The 15,230-nt window shown below is 68.9% G+C and carries 14 protein-coding genes and 1 pseudogene; 7 read left to right on the top strand and 8 right to left on the bottom strand.

Annotated elements, in window-relative coordinates:
- Positions 1 to 182: 182 nt before the first annotated feature.
- A complete protein-coding gene (locus AB0G28_RS20760; RefSeq protein WP_167441593.1) occupies positions 183 to 836 on the top strand; it encodes an amino acid-binding protein in 654 nt (217 codons plus the stop codon).
- A gap of 40 nt (positions 837 to 876) precedes the next feature.
- On the opposite strand, the gene AB0G28_RS20755 is transcribed toward AB0G28_RS20760, so the two are convergent.
- The 4 genes from AB0G28_RS20755 to AB0G28_RS20740 all read right to left on the bottom strand — a co-directional run bounded on the left by AB0G28_RS20755 (position 877) and on the right by AB0G28_RS20740 (position 5,382).
- Positions 877 to 1,371: a GNAT family N-acetyltransferase gene (locus tag AB0G28_RS20755; protein ID WP_361090994.1), complete on the bottom strand. Its 495-nt coding sequence runs from the start codon at positions 1,369 to 1,371 to the stop codon at positions 877 to 879.
- Positions 1,364 to 3,544, bottom strand: a complete 2,181-nt coding sequence (gene ligA / locus AB0G28_RS20750) for an NAD-dependent DNA ligase LigA (RefSeq protein ID WP_361090991.1) — start codon at positions 3,542 to 3,544, stop codon at positions 1,364 to 1,366. The genes AB0G28_RS20755 and ligA overlap by 8 nt, the downstream gene beginning before the upstream one ends.
- A gap of 11 nt (positions 3,545 to 3,555) precedes the next feature.
- A complete protein-coding gene (locus AB0G28_RS20745; protein ID WP_361090988.1) occupies positions 3,556 to 4,260 on the bottom strand; it encodes a hypothetical protein in 705 nt (234 codons plus the stop codon).
- A gap of 84 nt (positions 4,261 to 4,344) precedes the next feature.
- Complete coding sequence (locus AB0G28_RS20740; RefSeq protein WP_361090985.1) at positions 4,345 to 5,382, bottom strand: methionine synthase; 1,038 nt, start codon at positions 5,380 to 5,382, stop codon at positions 4,345 to 4,347.
- Between the two features lie 134 nt (positions 5,383 to 5,516).
- Between AB0G28_RS20740 and AB0G28_RS20735 the strand changes: the two genes are divergently transcribed.
- The 5 genes from AB0G28_RS20735 (at position 5,517) to AB0G28_RS20715 (ending at position 9,934) form a co-directional block, all read left to right on the top strand.
- Positions 5,517 to 6,341, top strand: coding sequence for a phospholipid scramblase-related protein (locus AB0G28_RS20735; protein ID WP_361090982.1), 825 nt, complete (start codon positions 5,517 to 5,519; stop codon positions 6,339 to 6,341).
- A gap of 104 nt (positions 6,342 to 6,445) precedes the next feature.
- The gene (locus tag AB0G28_RS20730; protein ID WP_361090979.1) at positions 6,446 to 7,489 is read left to right on the top strand and encodes an MBL fold metallo-hydrolase; all 1,044 of its coding nucleotides are present in this window, start codon (positions 6,446 to 6,448) and stop codon (positions 7,487 to 7,489) included.
- A 77-nt stretch (positions 7,490 to 7,566) separates the two neighbouring features.
- Positions 7,567 to 7,968, top strand: a complete 402-nt coding sequence (locus AB0G28_RS20725; RefSeq protein WP_361090976.1) for a GNAT family N-acetyltransferase — start codon at positions 7,567 to 7,569, stop codon at positions 7,966 to 7,968.
- 10 nt (positions 7,969 to 7,978) lie between these two features.
- On the top strand, positions 7,979 to 8,431 hold the full coding sequence (locus tag AB0G28_RS20720; RefSeq protein ID WP_361090973.1) for a GNAT family N-acetyltransferase: 453 nt from the start codon (positions 7,979 to 7,981) through the stop codon (positions 8,429 to 8,431).
- Between the two features lie 303 nt (positions 8,432 to 8,734).
- On the top strand, positions 8,735 to 9,934 hold the full coding sequence (locus AB0G28_RS20715; RefSeq protein WP_361090970.1) for a DUF222 domain-containing protein: 1,200 nt from the start codon (positions 8,735 to 8,737) through the stop codon (positions 9,932 to 9,934).
- 7 nt (positions 9,935 to 9,941) lie between these two features.
- Here AB0G28_RS20715 and mnmA read toward each other — a convergent pair whose 3' ends face one another.
- From mnmA to AB0G28_RS20695, 4 genes and pseudogenes are all read right to left on the bottom strand, one after another.
- Complete coding sequence (gene mnmA / locus AB0G28_RS20710) at positions 9,942 to 11,033, bottom strand: tRNA 2-thiouridine(34) synthase MnmA (protein WP_361090967.1); 1,092 nt, start codon at positions 11,031 to 11,033, stop codon at positions 9,942 to 9,944.
- A 4-nt stretch (positions 11,034 to 11,037) separates the two neighbouring features.
- Positions 11,038 to 12,234, bottom strand: a complete 1,197-nt coding sequence (locus AB0G28_RS20705) for a cysteine desulfurase family protein (protein WP_361090964.1) — start codon at positions 12,232 to 12,234, stop codon at positions 11,038 to 11,040.
- A gap of 64 nt (positions 12,235 to 12,298) precedes the next feature.
- On the bottom strand, positions 12,299 to 13,666 hold the full coding sequence (locus AB0G28_RS20700; RefSeq protein WP_361090961.1) for an MFS transporter: 1,368 nt from the start codon (positions 13,664 to 13,666) through the stop codon (positions 12,299 to 12,301).
- 43 nt (positions 13,667 to 13,709) lie between these two features.
- Positions 13,710 to 14,045 (bottom strand): annotated as a pseudogene (locus AB0G28_RS20695) (helix-turn-helix transcriptional regulator); the annotation flags it as partial.
- Positions 14,046 to 14,225: 180 nt separating this feature from the next.
- Here AB0G28_RS20695 and AB0G28_RS20690 point away from each other — a divergent pair.
- Positions 14,226 to 15,128 (top strand): NADP-dependent oxidoreductase, encoded by a 903-nt coding sequence (locus AB0G28_RS20690; RefSeq protein WP_361090958.1) that lies wholly within the window; start codon positions 14,226 to 14,228, stop codon positions 15,126 to 15,128.
- Positions 15,129 to 15,230: the final 102 nt, after the last annotated feature.

The raw sequence follows: 15,230 nt of genomic DNA, 5'->3' as shown, positions 1-15,230 counted from the left end.
GGTGGCGACGCGGGCGGACTCGACTGGGTTACGCCCGGCGCAGGCCGGCTGCCGTCCGGCGACGCTCACATCCCGCCCGGCGGACAGCGGGTCCCGCGAGCCGGGTGGGTCTGTCACAATCGGCGACCGGCATCGAGCGTCCCACGGCAAGGCTGGGACGCCAGAGGTGAGAGGGGCGCGTGGTGTCGTTCCTGATCCGGGTCATCCTTCCGGACAGCCCGGGGACCCTCGGCGCGGTCGCCACGGCCCTCGGCACGGTAGGCGCCGACATCCTCAGCGTGGACGTCGTCGAGCGCGGCACGGGCGTCGCCGTCGACGACCTGGTGGTCGAGCTGCCGTCGGGCCGCCTGCCCGACGCGCTCATCACGGCGGCGGAGAGCGTCGAAGGCGTCGAAGTGGACGCGGTCCGTCCCTACGCGGGCGTGCTCGACACGCACCGTGAACTCGAGCTCGTCGAGGAGATCGCCGCGCAGCCCAAAAGCGGCCTCGACATCCTGGCGGAGGGCGTCCCGCGGATCGTCCGGGCCGGTTGGGCGATGATCGTCGAACACTCCGAAACCGGCGCGGTCCGGCTGGCCTCGTCCAGCGCGGCGCCTGAGACGCCGATCACCGACCTGCCCTGGCTGCCGCTCGAACGCGCGACGGTCCTCGACGGCGAGGAAGCCTGGATCCCGGAAACGTGGAAAGAGCTCGGCACGGAGCTGGCCGCGACCCCGCTCGGCAAACCGGGCAAAGCGCTCCTGGTGGCGCGCCCCGGCGGCCCGGCCTTCCGCGCGGCCGAGGTCGCCCGGCTCGCCCACCTGGCCGGGATCGTCGCGGTCGTCCTCGACGGCTGACGCGTGGTCGGAAACGGGACAAGCGCCGACCGATCCCAGGTCAGACGTCGATTTGATAGGCGATCAGGGTGACGTGCGGAAGCACCTGCCAGTCCCGCTCGGCCAGGCGCGTGAAGCCGAGCCGCTCGTAGAGCCGGTGCGCGCTGCGCATCCCTTCCTGGCTGCTCAGTACGACCCTGTGCGCGCCGAGCGCCCGTGCGCGATCGAGCACGGCCCTGGTCAAGGCCTCACCGATGCCACGGCCACGCGCCGACGGCGCCACCGCGAGCATCCGGAACTCCAGCTCGCCGGGCCGTGATACCTCGGCGTAGTCGGATTCCGGACGCACGACGGTCACGGTGCCCAGCACTTCCCCCGTCTCGTCGACGGCGACGAGCACCTCGGCCTGCCGGACCCGCCGCGCGACATCGCGCAGCTCCACGTCGTATCCGATGCCGGCGACCAAGTGACCGTCGACGGCGTAGGCCCGCACCGTGACCTCGCCCGCCGCGGCGTACTCCTCCGGCCGGGGCGGCCGGATCTCGACGTCACTCATCCGTTCCCCCGGACTCCTCTTCGGCAGTCTCGTCGCCGGTCGGCAGCGCCACCTCCCGCGCCGCCTCGGGACCCTGCTCCAGCAGGACGCGAAAACCGCCTTCGTCGAGCACCGGCACCTTGAGCTGCACCGCCTTGTCGTATTTCGAACCAGGCGAATCGCCGACGACGACGAACGCGGTCTTCTTCGAGACCGACCCCGCGGCCTTACCGCCGCGGGCCATGATGACCTCCTTGGCTTCGTCGCGGGAGAACCCGTCGAGCGAGCCCGTCACCACGATCGACAGGCCTTCGAGGTTGCGCGGGATCGAGTCGTCGCGCTCCTCTTCCATCCGCACGCCGGCGCGTCGCCACTTTTCGACGATCTCGCGGTGCCAGCCCACCTCGAACCACTCGCGCGTCGCGCGGGCGATGGTCGGGCCGACGCCGTCGACGTCGGCCAGCTCCTCCTCGGTGGCCTGCTCGATCCGCTCGATCGAGCCGAACTCCCTGGCCAGCGCCTGCGCCGCGGTCGGCCCGACGTGCCGGATCGACAGGGCGACCAGCACCTTCCACAACGGCCGATCCTTGGCCGTGTCGAGGTTGGCGAGCAGCTTCCGCGCGTTCGCCGACAGCTCGCCCGCCTTGGTGCGGAACAGCTCGACCTCGGCGAGGCTGTCCTCGTTCAGGTCGAAGACGTCGCCCTCGTCGGCGACCACTCGCGCGTCGAGCAGTGCGACGGCCGCCTCGTACCCGAGGACCTCGATGTCGAAGGCGCCACGCCCGGCCAGGTGGAAGAGCCGCTCCCGCAGCTGCGCGGGGCAGAACCGGGTGTTCGGACAGCGGATGTCCTTGTCGCCTTCTTTCTGATAGGCGAGCTCGGTGCCGCATTCCGGGCAGTGGGTGGGCATGACGAACTCGCGTTCGTCGCCGGTGCGCGCGTCGACCACCGGTCCGAGGACCTCGGGGATGACGTCGCCGGCCTTCCGGATGACGATCCGGTCGCCGATGAGCACGCCCTTGCGCTTGACCTCCTCCTGGTTGTGGAGGGTGGCCCTGGCCACGGTCGATCCCGCGACCGTGACCGGCTCGGTGACCGCGAAGGGGGTCACCCGCCCGGTGCGCCCGACGCCGACCTGGATGTCCAGCAGCGTGGTGATCGCCTCTTCCGGCGGGTACTTGTACGCGATCGCCCACCGCGGCGCGCGCGACGTCGTGCCCAGCCGCCGCTGCAGCGCCACCTGGTCGACCTTGATGACCACGCCGTCGATTTCGTGCTCGGCGTCGTGCCGGTGCTCGCCCCAGTAGGCGATGTGCGCGGTGAGCTCCTCGGCCGAAGTGAGGACCTTGCTGTACGGCGACACCGGAAGCCCCCACGCGGCCAGCGCGTCATAGGCCTCCGACTGACGCTGGGGCTCGAAGCCTTCGCGTTTGCCGAGGCCGTGGCAGATCAGCCGCAGACGACGCTCGCGAGTGATCTTGGGATCCTTCTGCCGCAGGGACCCGGCCGCGGTGTTGCGCGGGTTCGCATACGGCGGCTTGCCGGCTTCGACCATCTTCGCGTTCAGCTCGAGGAAGTCCTCGACGCGGAAGTAGACCTCGCCACGCACCTCGACCAGGGCGGGCACCGGGAACTGGTCGGTGCCGGTCAGCGTCTGCGGCACCTGGTCGAGGGCGCGGACGTTGAGCGTGACGTCGTCACCGGTCCGGCCGTCGCCGCGCGTGAGCCCCCGCGTCAGGTGGCCGTTTTCGTACAGGAGGTTGATCGCCAGGCCGTCGATCTTCAGCTCGGCGAGGAACTCGGTGCGCCCGACCTCCTTCTCGACGCGATCCAGCCAGGCCAGGAATTCGTCCTGGTCGAACACGTTGTCCAGGCTGAGCATGCGCTCGAGGTGGTCGTGCGGGGTGAAGTCGGTCGAGAACGTGCCGCCGACCTGCTGAGTCGGCGACTCGGGCGTCACCAGTGCGGGGTGCTCGTCCTCGAGCCGCTGCAGTTCGCCCAGGAGCTCGTCGAACTGCCCGTCGGAGATGATCGGCGAGTCCAGGACGTAGTAGCGGTACTGGTGATCGCGCACTTCCTCGGCGAGGGCATTGTGCCGCTCGCGAACGTCGGCCGGGACGTCGGTGACGTCCTCCGCGGCCACCGGGGCGTCGACCGCCGCAACCTGGTCCTGGGGAAGTTCGGTGCTGCTCACGGGTGGTAACCCTAGCCGGAGGTACCGACATTTTCGTCCGGTCCACCGGCCAGCCCGCGGACCAGTTCACGGAACTCCAGAAGGGTGATCGCACCGGCGGGCTCGGCCTCCGCGGTCTCCACACGCCGTAACCGTTCGGCGGCGAGCCGTTCACCCAATGTCGCATCGAGAGGCAAGAACGTCATGGTCTGCCGGGTGGCTTCGTCGAGGTCGCCGAATCCGGGGTGGAAGACGGCGACGTCGACCACGTGCTCGTCGTCGTCCACCTGGACGGCGACCCGGACATCGGCCAGCGCGATCCGGTGCTCGCCGAGGTTCACCGTGACCCCGGTCGGATCGGGCACGGCCGGAACCGAGTCGTGGTACTCCCAAATGGCGTCGTCCGGCGGAGCGGCAGCCCGCCACGCGTCGGTGAACGGCCGCAGGGCCGGATCCTCCTGACCGGTCACGACGAGGGCGTAGATCGCCTGGCGGCCACGCTCGAGCGAGAAGTGCAGCCGCGGGTGCAGCGCCTCGACGAGCTGGCAGAGCTCATGCTCGACACGATGCGGCTCGCCCTCGCCCAGCGCCGCACTGACCATCGGCAGCAGGTCGAACCAGCCATGCCAGAACGCTTCCGCGGCGGCCGCCGGGTCCTCCGGCACGTGCTGCTCGGGCCACGCGGTCCGCGGGTCGGGCGGATCGGCGACGGTGTTCTTGCGTCGGAACAGGCGCATGGTCAGGAAAGGTCCTCATTCGGTCGGCTATCCGACACGCTACTGGCCGGCCGGGACGGACGTCGGCCCGTTGCCGGATTTCGGTCACCAGCCTTCCGGCGGCTCCACGAAGGCTTTGCCGAGATCGCGGGTCAGCGCGAGCGCACGGCGCATCCATTCCGGCGTCGCGCCGGCGAGGCCGCAGGCGGGGGTGGGCACCGCCCGTTCGGCGAGGACGCTGCGGTTGAAGCCGAGCCGGTCGGCCAGCCGGAACGCCGGCTCGCCCACGTCCTGCAAGCTCGGCGGAGACCCGGGAGCCGTTGCCGGCACCGCGCCGAGGAACAGCGTCGCCCCGCCGTCCCAGACTTCGCCGATCTCGTCGAGGAATGCGGCGGACGCACCACCGAGCGCGGCGAGATCGAACGCCAGGGCATCCGCACCGGCCTCGCGCAGCAGACCGAGCGGCGGTTTCGCGGCGCAACAGTGCAGGATCACCGGCCGGCCGGTGATCCGCCGGGCACCCTCGATCATCGTGGTGAGCAGGTGCCGGGCCTCAGGCGCCGGAACCGCCGGGACGTTCCCATAACCGGACGGCGTCGGCAGCCCGCCGGCCAGCACCGCGGGCAACGACGGCTCGTCGAACTGGATGACCACCGGCGCTCCGGTCCGCGCCTGCACTTCAGCGACGTGCCCGACGAGGCCGTCCAACAGAGACGACGTGAAGTCTCGCAACGCCCCGCGATCGGTCAGCACCCGATGGCCGCGGGGCAGCTCGATGCCGGCTCCCAGCGTCCACGGCCCCGCCAGTTGAACCTTGAAGACCGGAGGGGCGACGCCGGCCTTTTCCCGCGCCTCCTGCACCGCGTCGAGATCCCAGCGAAGCAGGTCGACGGCCCGGCGGTGCTCGTGGCCGGGCCTGTCCGCGACGCGATAACCGCTGGGTACGACGTCGACGGCCAGGTCGACCAGCAGCGCGGCGGTCCGGCCGAGCATGTCCGCTCCGACGCCGCGAGCCGGCAGCTCGGGCAGATGGGGAAAGTCGGGCAGCTCACCGAACACGATCGCCGCCGCCTCCGCGGGATCGGTACCCGGCATCGAGCCGATCGCCGTCGCGGCACCGCTGGGCCAAAGTCGCTCACTCACGACCCCCGATTCTGGTCGACCGGCCACCGACGACGGTGACCGGGCTGCCGCACCAGGCCGCCGCGATGCGGACATTCACCGCATTTCCGTTCAGTGGCACCACGAAGAGGTCTCCGCGGATAGGCTGATCGGCCATGACGAGTTCGCCACCGCAACCGGGCTGGTATCCCGACGCACGGGATCCCCGTCTGCACCGCTGGTGGGACGGCCAGGCCTGGACCGCCAACACCCGGCCGACCTACCAGTCCCCGCCGCCGAGCGACTCCGAGCCGATCGAGCTGGACATCGAGCGTCCCCACGACCCGGCCCGGATCCAGGACCAGGTCACCCGCGCGACGCGCGGCCGCGGCGGTGCTCGCAACGGCGGCGGAACTCTGTTCACCGAGCCGGTCCTGGTGGTCAACCAGCGCGCCAAGCTGATCGAGATGGCCAACGAGTTCGGCGTCTTCGACCAGCACGGCAACCGGCTGGGCGGGGTCGTCGAGGTCGGCCAGAGCACATTGAAGAAGGCGATCCGGCTTCTCACCAACTACGACCAGTTCCTGACCCACAAGTTCGAGGTCCGCGACGCCAACCACAGCACGGTGCTCAAGGTCACCCGGCCCGCGAAGGTGTTCAAGTCGCGGTTCCTCGTCACGAGGGCCGACGAGACCCCGATCGGCGAAATCGTCCAGGAGAACGTCTTCGGCAAGATCCGCTTCGGCTTCGTCGTCGACGGCCGGTCGGTCGGCGGGATCTTCGCCGAGAACTGGCGTGCCTGGAACTTCTCCATTCGCGACCACGCCGGCACCGAGGTCGCCCGGGTGACCAAGACGTGGGGTGGGTTCCTCAAGGCCGCCTTCACCACGGCCGACAACTACGTCGTGGAGATCCCCAACCCGCTTCCGGATCCGCTCGCCAGCATGGTGGTCGCCTCAGCCCTCACGATCGACACCGCCCTGAAGCAGGACACCGACTGATCGAGTGACCGGCGTCTCATCTTCTCCAGGTGGACAGCGGGCCCGGCACGGCTCAGGGTGAAGAAAGGCCGGGACGCCGCAGTCTCGCCGGGACGGAGGTCACCGTGGAACCGTTGCCGGAAAGCAGCGACAGGAACTGGACCGAGCCCGGGATCTACGAGGTCTCCGCCGGTGTCTACCGGATTCCGTTGCCGTTGCCCAACGACGGCCTGCGGGCGGTCAACGTCTACGCAGTCACCGACGGCGAGAAGCTGGTCTTGGTCGACTCCGGCTGGGCACTGGCCGTGGCACGGCAGCAGCTCGCGAACGCCCTCGGAGGGATCGGCGCGGAGCTCGCCGACGTCACCGAGTTCCTGGTCACCCACGTGCACCGTGACCACTATTCGCAGGCTGTCGTCCTCCGTCGCGAATTCGGCTCGAAGATCGCTCTCGGCCAGGACGAAGAGCCGTCGCTCAAAGCCTCGGGCAATCCCGACCGCCTGCCCATGGAGGCACAGGTCGATCTTTTGTTCCAGGCCGGCGCCGGCGAAGTCGTCGAAGCGCTGGCTCGCGAGTTCGGCACCAACCGGCGGCACACGGAAGCCGACCTCTGGGAAGCGCCTGACGAATGGCTGACATCGGGCCGGCGGCCGATCCTGCCCGGACGCGAGTTCGAGGTCGTCGCCACGCCCGGACACACCGCAGGACATGTCGTCTTCGTCGACGACACCGCCGGCCTGTTGTTCTCCGGTGACCACGTGCTGCCGCACATCACTCCTTCGATCGGCTTCCAACCCGTGCCGGCCGAGTTGCCGCTCAATGACTTCATCGACTCGCTGCGCTTGGTGCGCGCGATGCCGGATCGCCGTCTGCTTCCCGCGCACGGACCAGTGGCCGAAAGTGTGCACACCCGCGTCGACGAGTTGCTGGAACATCACCGGCAACGTCTCGAGACGACGGGTTCGCAGATCGCGGCCGGTGCCAGCACCGCGTACGAAGTCGCGAACCGAATCGGCTGGACCCGCCGCAATCGCAAGCTGTCCGAAATGGACTCGTTCAACCAGATGCTCGCGGTGCTCGAAACCGCAGCGCACCTCGATCTCCTGGTATCCCAAGGCAAACTGAACGCCCAGGTCGTCGACAAGATCCGGCATTACACGATCGCCTGAAGGACACGCAGCGAGCACCGCGGGCAGCAGCTCGCTGCAGTTACGATCGTCGCCCCGCTTCCTGCATACTGGGCGCAATGGATGTCATCAGACGTGCCCGGACAACGGACATCGAGGCGCTCGTGCGCCTGTTCGGTGCACCGGGTGAACCGCTGGCAGCCGCGCTCGACGAGCTCATGAACACCCCTCACGTGACGCTCGTCGTAGCCGAGGACGACAACGGCGTCGCCGGCACCGCACAACTGACCGTGTTGCGAAGCCTCGCATGGGAAGGCGCCACTCGTGGGCTGCTGGAGGGCATCCGCGCCGCCCGGCGCGGCGTGACGAGCGCACTCCTGACGTGGGGTATCGACGAAGCCCGCCGGCGAGGCTGCACCCGCCTGCACCTGGATTCCGGCCTCGCGCGCGGCGACCTGCGAGACTTCTACGCACGCTTCGGGTTCGTACACAGCTACCAAGGATTCACCCGAGCCCTGTGATACTGCCGCCGTGACCGACTACACCATTCGCAGGGCACGGCGTCACGACATCGGCGCGATCGTGCACATGCTGGCAGACGACCAACTCGGCGCGACCCGGGACGATCCCGGCGACCTCGATCCGTATCTGCGTGCGTTCGACGAGATCGACACGGACCCGAACCAGCTTCTGGTGGTTGCCGTCTCCGAGGACGAGCCAGTCGGAACCTTGCAGCTGACGATCATTCCCGGCCTGGCTCGACGTGGCTCGCTTCGCGGGCAAATCGAGGCCGTGCGGATCCGCGCCGATCACCGGGGCTCCGGGCTCGGCACCGGCATCATCGAGTGGGCCATCGACGAGTCGCGGCGACGCGGGTGCTCCCTCGTGCAACTTACGTCGGACATCTCCCGGGCCGAGGCACACCGATTCTACGAGCGCCTCGGATTCATACCAAGCCATACGGGATTCAAGCTCAAGCTTTGAGCACCGACACCGCCGACTCGCAGCCGGATCAAATATGTCCACTTCGGACATTCTTCGTCTCAACCTCCTTCCAGGACACGGACGCGGACGCCCACGCACGCGAACAATTACCAAACAATCGGAGTACGTCAAGTCCCGATGGGCGCGAACGGACCGTTCGCTCCCTTCTACCACCCTTTCCATCGAATCCCGGTGACTTTCCTCGTGGGCCGTCGTACGGTCGAGCTCATGGCACCTTCGCAACCAGTCCACAAGCTTGTCCCGGCCACAAACCCCCGGAACACCGACGACAAGCTCCCCGTCATGCTGAAATCGGTCCGGGCCGAGCCAGACACGTTGCAGCGCATGAAAGACGAGCAGGTCATCGATCTCATCCGCGATACCGACGCCGAGATCTCCAAGCTGCAAGCCCTTCAGCTGAGAGCGATCGCCGACCTGAGCGTGCGTCGGAGACGGGCGCCCAGCGCGTCCTCGGAAGTCGCGTTGGCCCTGTCGATAACGGAACATCGGGCCAGTGCGATTGTTTCCGCGGCCAATGCGCTGATCGCTCGTCTCCCGCGCATGCTCAATCTCATGGACGACGGCAGACTCGACCTCTATCGCGCCATGAAGGTCACGGATGCGACGTCGTGGCTGTCAGGAGATCATGTCCGCGTCGTCGACGAGGCACTCGAGGACCGGATTCCCGGCCGGAACGCCACCCAGGTCCGCCGAGCCGCGGCTTACGCAGCCGCGAAGGTCGATCCGGAAGGTGCCGCGCTCCGCACTGAGCGAAAGTTCGTCGAGCGGCGATTCGTCTTGCACCACCAGGACACCGGCGTGACGCATCTGTCGGTCAACAACGCGCCCACCGAGAAGGCGACCGCCGCCTACGCTCGCATCGACCGGGCCGCTCGAGCGTTGAAGACTCCGGACGAGCCACGCACGCTGGATCAGCTCCGGGCGGACGTGGCCATGGATCTGCTGCTCAGCGGGACGGGCGGACCGAGCGAGCGCACCGAGGTGTTCCTGCACATCGATCTGGCCACGTATCTCAACCTCAACGAGTCCCCCGCGGCCTTGGCCGGCCGCGGCCCCATCGCGGCCGCAGTCGCCCGCCACATCATCGGCGGCCCCGACACGACACTGCGACGGGTTCTCACCGACCCACGGACCGGCCAGGCGGTCGAGCTTTCTCCGACGCGCTACCCGCTCGAGGAGGACGAGTTCATCCGGGTCCGAGATCAGGAGTGCCGGCAACCCGGCTGCACGCGGCCCGCGCAGAATTGCGGGATCGAAGCGACTCGCACGAAGGGCAAGGCCGAAGGAGCCGGCGATCAGGCAGTCACCTACTGCTCACGGCACCGCAGGCTGAAGGGACAGCCCGGCTGGGACTACGAGGCGACCCCGAACGGCACCGTGAACGTCACGACACCTGCCGGACAGGTGCATTCGACAATGCCACCATCACTGAGCCCCGGGCGCCGGCAGCCGAACCGAATCCGCATGAAGCCACAGAATTGACCGCAGGTCAGCGGGTACCGGAGATCTTCGCGCTGCCCAAGACGACATCCCCATCTTCGGGATCCGGGCGATAGAGCACGACGACCTGGCCCGGGGCGACGCCTCGCAGCGGCTCGCGCAGGTGCACTGTCATGGTGTCGGAGTCCACGTCGGCGACCGCGTCGACGATGCCGCCGTGGGCTCTGACCTGCACGACGCACTCGGTCGGCTCGGTCAGAGGGCGACCGCTGGGCCAGATCGCGCGATCAGCTTCGATCACCTTGACGCCGAGCCCGGCCACCGAGCCGACCTTCACCGAGCCCGACACCGGTTCGAGCGACAAGACGTACCGGGGACGGCCATCGGGCGCCGGAGCGTCGATTCCCAGTCCCTTGCGCTGACCGACCGTGAACCCGTGCACCCCTGTGTGCCGCCCGAGAACCGCCCCAGTCTCGGCGTCCACGAGCTCGCCGGGACGCTGTCCCAGCCGGTTCTCCAGGAACTTCTTGGTGTCGCCGTCCGGGATGAAGCAGATGTCGTGACTGTCTGGCTTGTTGGCGACGGAAAGGCCTCGTCGCTCTGCTTCGGCCCGCACGTCGGTCTTCCACGAGTCGCCAAGGGGGAACATCGCGTGGCTGAGCTGTTCCACCGTAAGAGAAGCGAGAACGTATGACTGGTCCTTGCCACTGTCCGCACTGCGACGCAACTCAGGCACACCGTCTACCACGGAGAGGCGCGCATAATGGCCTGTCGCGACGGCATCGAACCCAAGCGCCATCGCCTTTTCGAGAAGTGCTTCGAACTTGATCTTCTCGTTGCACGTGACGCACGGATTAGGTGTGCGCCCGGCGGCATACTCGCCGACGAAGGTCTCGACGACCTCTTCGGTGAAGCGTTCGGCGAAATCCCAGATGTAGAAAGGAATCCCGAGGATGTCAGCGGCCCGTCGGGCGTCGTGGGAGTCTTCGATCGTGCAGCATCCGCGCGAGCCGGTCCGCAAGGTCCCTGGTTTGGCCGACAGCGCCAGGTGCACGCCGACGACGTCGTGCCCGGCGTCGACCGCACGTGCCGCGGCGACCGCCGAGTCGACTCCTCCGCTCATAGCGGCCAAAACCCGCATTGCCTTACACCTCTTGCTTCTGGGTCTGCTTGCGCATTCCGGCGAGCCCGGCCTGCCGGGCGCGCATGACGACGCCGCCGATCTCGGCTGCCACTGCAGCGATGTCCGCGGCGGTGGACGTGTGGCCGAGAGAGAAACGGAGGGAACCACGGGCCGCTGCTGGGTCGGCGCCCATGGCAAGCAGTACGTGGCTCGGCTCGGCGACGCCCGCCGTGCAGGCGGACCCGGTCGAGCACTCGATGCCCTTGGCGTCAAGGAGCATCAGCAGGCTGTCGCCGGCACACCCGGGAAATGTGAAGTGAGCGTGACTGGGCAGCCGCTCACCATCTCCACCGTTGAGAACGGCGTCGGGTACTTCACGCTGGACAACCTCGATGAGCTCGTCTCGGAGATCCTCGACGCGCTTCGCATATTCAGCTTGGGCCGCGACGCTGGCTCGGACGGCAGCCGCGAAACCCACGATCGCCGGGACGTCCAGGGTGCCCGAACGGACGTTGCGTTCCTGACCTCCACCGTGCAGAAGGGGCACGCAGGTCACATCGCGTCCCAGCAAAAGTGCACCCACGCCGAAGGGGCCACCGAGCTTGTGCCCAGTGAGGGTCAGCGCCGCGGCACCGCTGGCCGCGAAGTCGACCGGCGCGGCACCCACGGCCTGAACCGCATCGGTGTGGAACGGGACATCGAACTCCGCGCAGACCGCAGCCAAGTCAGCGATCGGATTGATCGTGCCGACCTCGTTGTTCGCCCACATCACGGTCGCCAGCGCCACGGTTTCGGGATTCGCGGCGATGGCGGCACGGAGGACATCGGGCGAAACCCGTCCCGCACCGTCCACGTCGAGGAGAACGACCTCGGCGCCGAAGTGAGCTTCGAGCCACTCGACGGTGTCAAGCACAGCGTGGTGCTCCGCGGCGCCGCACAGAATGCGACGACGCTGCTCCTGCTCCTCCTGGCGGGCCCAGTAGATGCCCTTGATCGCGAGATTGTCACTCTCGGTGCCACCACCGGTGAAGATCACTTCGGAAGGGCGAGCGCCCAGAGCTTCGGCGATGGTTTCGCGGGCTTCCTCGACCATCCGCCGGGCCCGGCGGCCCGAAGAATGCAGGGCGGAGGCGTTGCCCACGGTGGACAGCGCCTCGGTCATCGCCGCTATGGCTTCCGGCAACATCGGAGTGGTCGCCGCGTGGTCGAGATAGGTCATCGCCTCCTCAGGGTAGTCCGCTCCGGCGCGTGACGAAGCCCACCCTGGTCGTCGAAGTGGGCTTTCACACCTTTGACGGCCACCGCCCGGTCAGCCGGACCCCGAGCATCGCGAGCGCGACCAAGGCCGTCGTGAGCAGGGCCATCGCCGGCGAGGGGTCGAGAACCGAGCCGGCCACACCGAGCAGGACCCCGCCCAAGCCGATGAGCAGCGCGGAGCCCACCCAGTCCGCGAGCTGCACTGCTGCGGTGTTGAACCCGCGCTCACCTTCCGGCGAATAGCGGAGCAGCAGGACGGAGATCGCAGGCATCGCGATGCCCATGCCCGCGCCGCCCACGGCGCAGGCCACGAACGCCAGCCAGCCGGGGCACCACGGTTGCGATACCAGGCCGAAGCAGACGAGACCGGCCGCGACCAGCCAGAACCCGGTGCGCAGCGTTGCCTCCCTGGACCAGCTGAGGTAGCGGCCTTGCGCGGCCGAGGCCGCGGACCAGCCCAAAGCCGTGATCGTGAGCGGCAGGCCGGCAAGAGCCGGGCCGTAGCCGTGGACCGCGCTCATCGTCAGAGGCAAGTACGCCTCCATCCCCGCGTATGCCCCGGCGATCAGGGCGCGGGCGGCTACGACCGTCGGCAGGCCGGGGCGGGAGGTCAACGTCCGAGCCGGGAGCAGCGTCCGGAGGGCGTACCCCAGGGCTACGAGTCCGACCGTGCCGTAGACCAGGGCGACAAGCGACTGGTGCTGGGCCGCCCACGTCAATGCCGCGACTCCGAGCGCGGCGATGATCGCTTGGGGGACGCTCGCGCGGCGTCCGCCCGTGGCGGGTATGTGGACCGGCAAACGCCGGACGACCACCGTCAGCATGATGACGCCGATAACCACGAGCGGGACCAGGCCGAGGAAGACCCAACGCCAGCCGGCGCTGACCGTCACGACTCCGGCGACCGAAGGTCCGATGACCGCGGGCAGGACCCAGGCAGCGGCGTTCGCGGCGTAGATCACCGGGCGTTCGTGGTCGGTGAACGTCAATGCGATCAGGAGCGAGACCGAAACCAGCAGCAGCCCGGAGCCGAAGCCCTGCAGCGCGCGGCCGAAGAGGAAGACCGGCATTCCACCCGCCGTCCCGGCGACCACCAGGCCGGCGGCGAACAGCACGGGCCCCGCGAGCAGCGCCGGTGCAGGGCCGCGGCGGTCGCCGATCCGGCCGGACAGCACCGTCGCGACCACGCTGGAAATCAGAAAGATCGTGAACGGCCACGAATAGAGCGACAGCCCGTGGAGGTCGGCGACCAGGGTGGGCATCGCCGTCGCGACGCCCATGTTCTCGAACGCGACCAACGTGACCACGAGCAGGAGCGCGATCGTGGTCAGCCGGTGTTCCGCGCTCCAGAGCACGCTTCGGCGACGAGGTGCCGAGTCGATCGTCGAGGCCATGATCAGCAGCCTGCAATCTCCAGCACGCTGGAGGTCAAGACGCTCAGGCGGAGCAGTGTGCCACCGGCTCGAGCGGTAGGTCTCGCACCAGCGCGGCGGCTGCCTCGCCGCGGGAGTTCACGTCCACCTTGCCCAGGATGTCGCGGACATGGAACTTGACCGTGTGCTCGCTGAGCTGCAGATGTTCGGCGATCTATCGGGTGCGCAGGTCTTGGGTGATACCGGACAGGACCTCGAGTTCTCGTGGGTCGAGCCGTCGAGCGGACGCAGCTCCGGCGGTTCGGCACGCCGGGCGGGAGGACCGCGGTGATCGTCGTGCCCAAGCCGGGACCGCGACGACCTCCCAGCGGCCGCCGAGTGTCGTGAGCCGGTCGGTCAGGACGCCAGGGCTCGGGCTCTTCGCGCGCTGGCCGGCGTCCGTGCTTCCAGCACGTGTCGCTCGCTCGGCTAGTGAACGCCGTTCATGCGGACGGTTCGGCGGGGCCGCCGGGCGAGTTGGCTCGCAAAGGAGGACATTCGACCGTGCAAGGTCCCCCACGAAGGAGCGCAGGGAAAAATCATGCGAGCGATCACCTTCTCCGCCTACGGCGGACCGGACGTCCTGCAGCTGTCCGAGGTGCCGGTACCGGAGCCCGGCCCTGGGCAGGTGCGGCTGAGCGTCCGGGTCGCCGGGGTCAACCCGATCGACTGGAAGATCCGCAGCGGCGCCATGCGGCAGAACTTCCAAGTTCCCTTCCCGCACATCCCCGGGCTCGAGGTCGCCGGGGTCGTCGACGCCGTCGGTGAGGGCGCGGACTTCGCCGTGGGCGACGAAGTGTTCGGCTGGTCCGAGACCGGTGCCTACGCCGAGTACGCGTTGGCGAAGACGGTCGCACCGAAGCCGGCGGCCCTTTCCTGGGCGGACGCGGCTGCGGTGCCGGTCGCCGGGGAGACGGCCCTTCGCGCTCTCGGGCTGCTCGGTGTCCGCGAGGGCGAAACGCTGCTGATCCACGGCGCCAGCGGCACGGTGGGCCGATTCGCCGCTCAGGTCGCCGTCGCGCGGGGGCTGACCGTCATCGGCACCGGTGGGAGCCGGAGCCTCGATGACCTGAAGTCGCTGGGCGTCGTTCCCGTCCTCTACGGCGACGGCTGGCTGGACCGCGTCCGCGAGGTCACGCCCGGGCCGGTCGACGCCGTGTTCGACGCTGCCGGTCACGGTGTGCTGCCGGCGTCGGTCGAGCTGCGGGGCACGAAGGACCGGATCATCACCATCGCCGACGGCGCCGCGTTCGAGCTGGGGATCCCCTTCACCAGCATGGGTGAGCAGACGCGCGAAGTGCTGACCGAAATCGCCGGCTGGGTCACCGAGCGCGGGGTGCGCGTCGCGCAGGGCAGGAGCTACCCGCTCGCCGAGGCGGCCGCGGCACAGACCGAGAGCGAGGGTGGGCATCCCGGCGGGAAGCTGACGATCGCCGTCGGCTGAGCGTCACGAGTGTCTGGGGTCGTGGCGCCGTTGAGGCCGGGCGAGCACAGCGGGTTGCGCTGAGGTCGAGCGGGCTGACAAGCACCGAGCGGCCCGGCCGAT

The organism is Amycolatopsis sp. NPDC021455 (genome assembly GCF_040640995.1).
Lineage (GTDB): Bacteria > Actinomycetota > Actinomycetes > Mycobacteriales > Pseudonocardiaceae > Amycolatopsis.
Note: the sequence above shows the minus strand (reverse complement) of the source record. Positions and strands in the feature narration are given on the sequence as shown.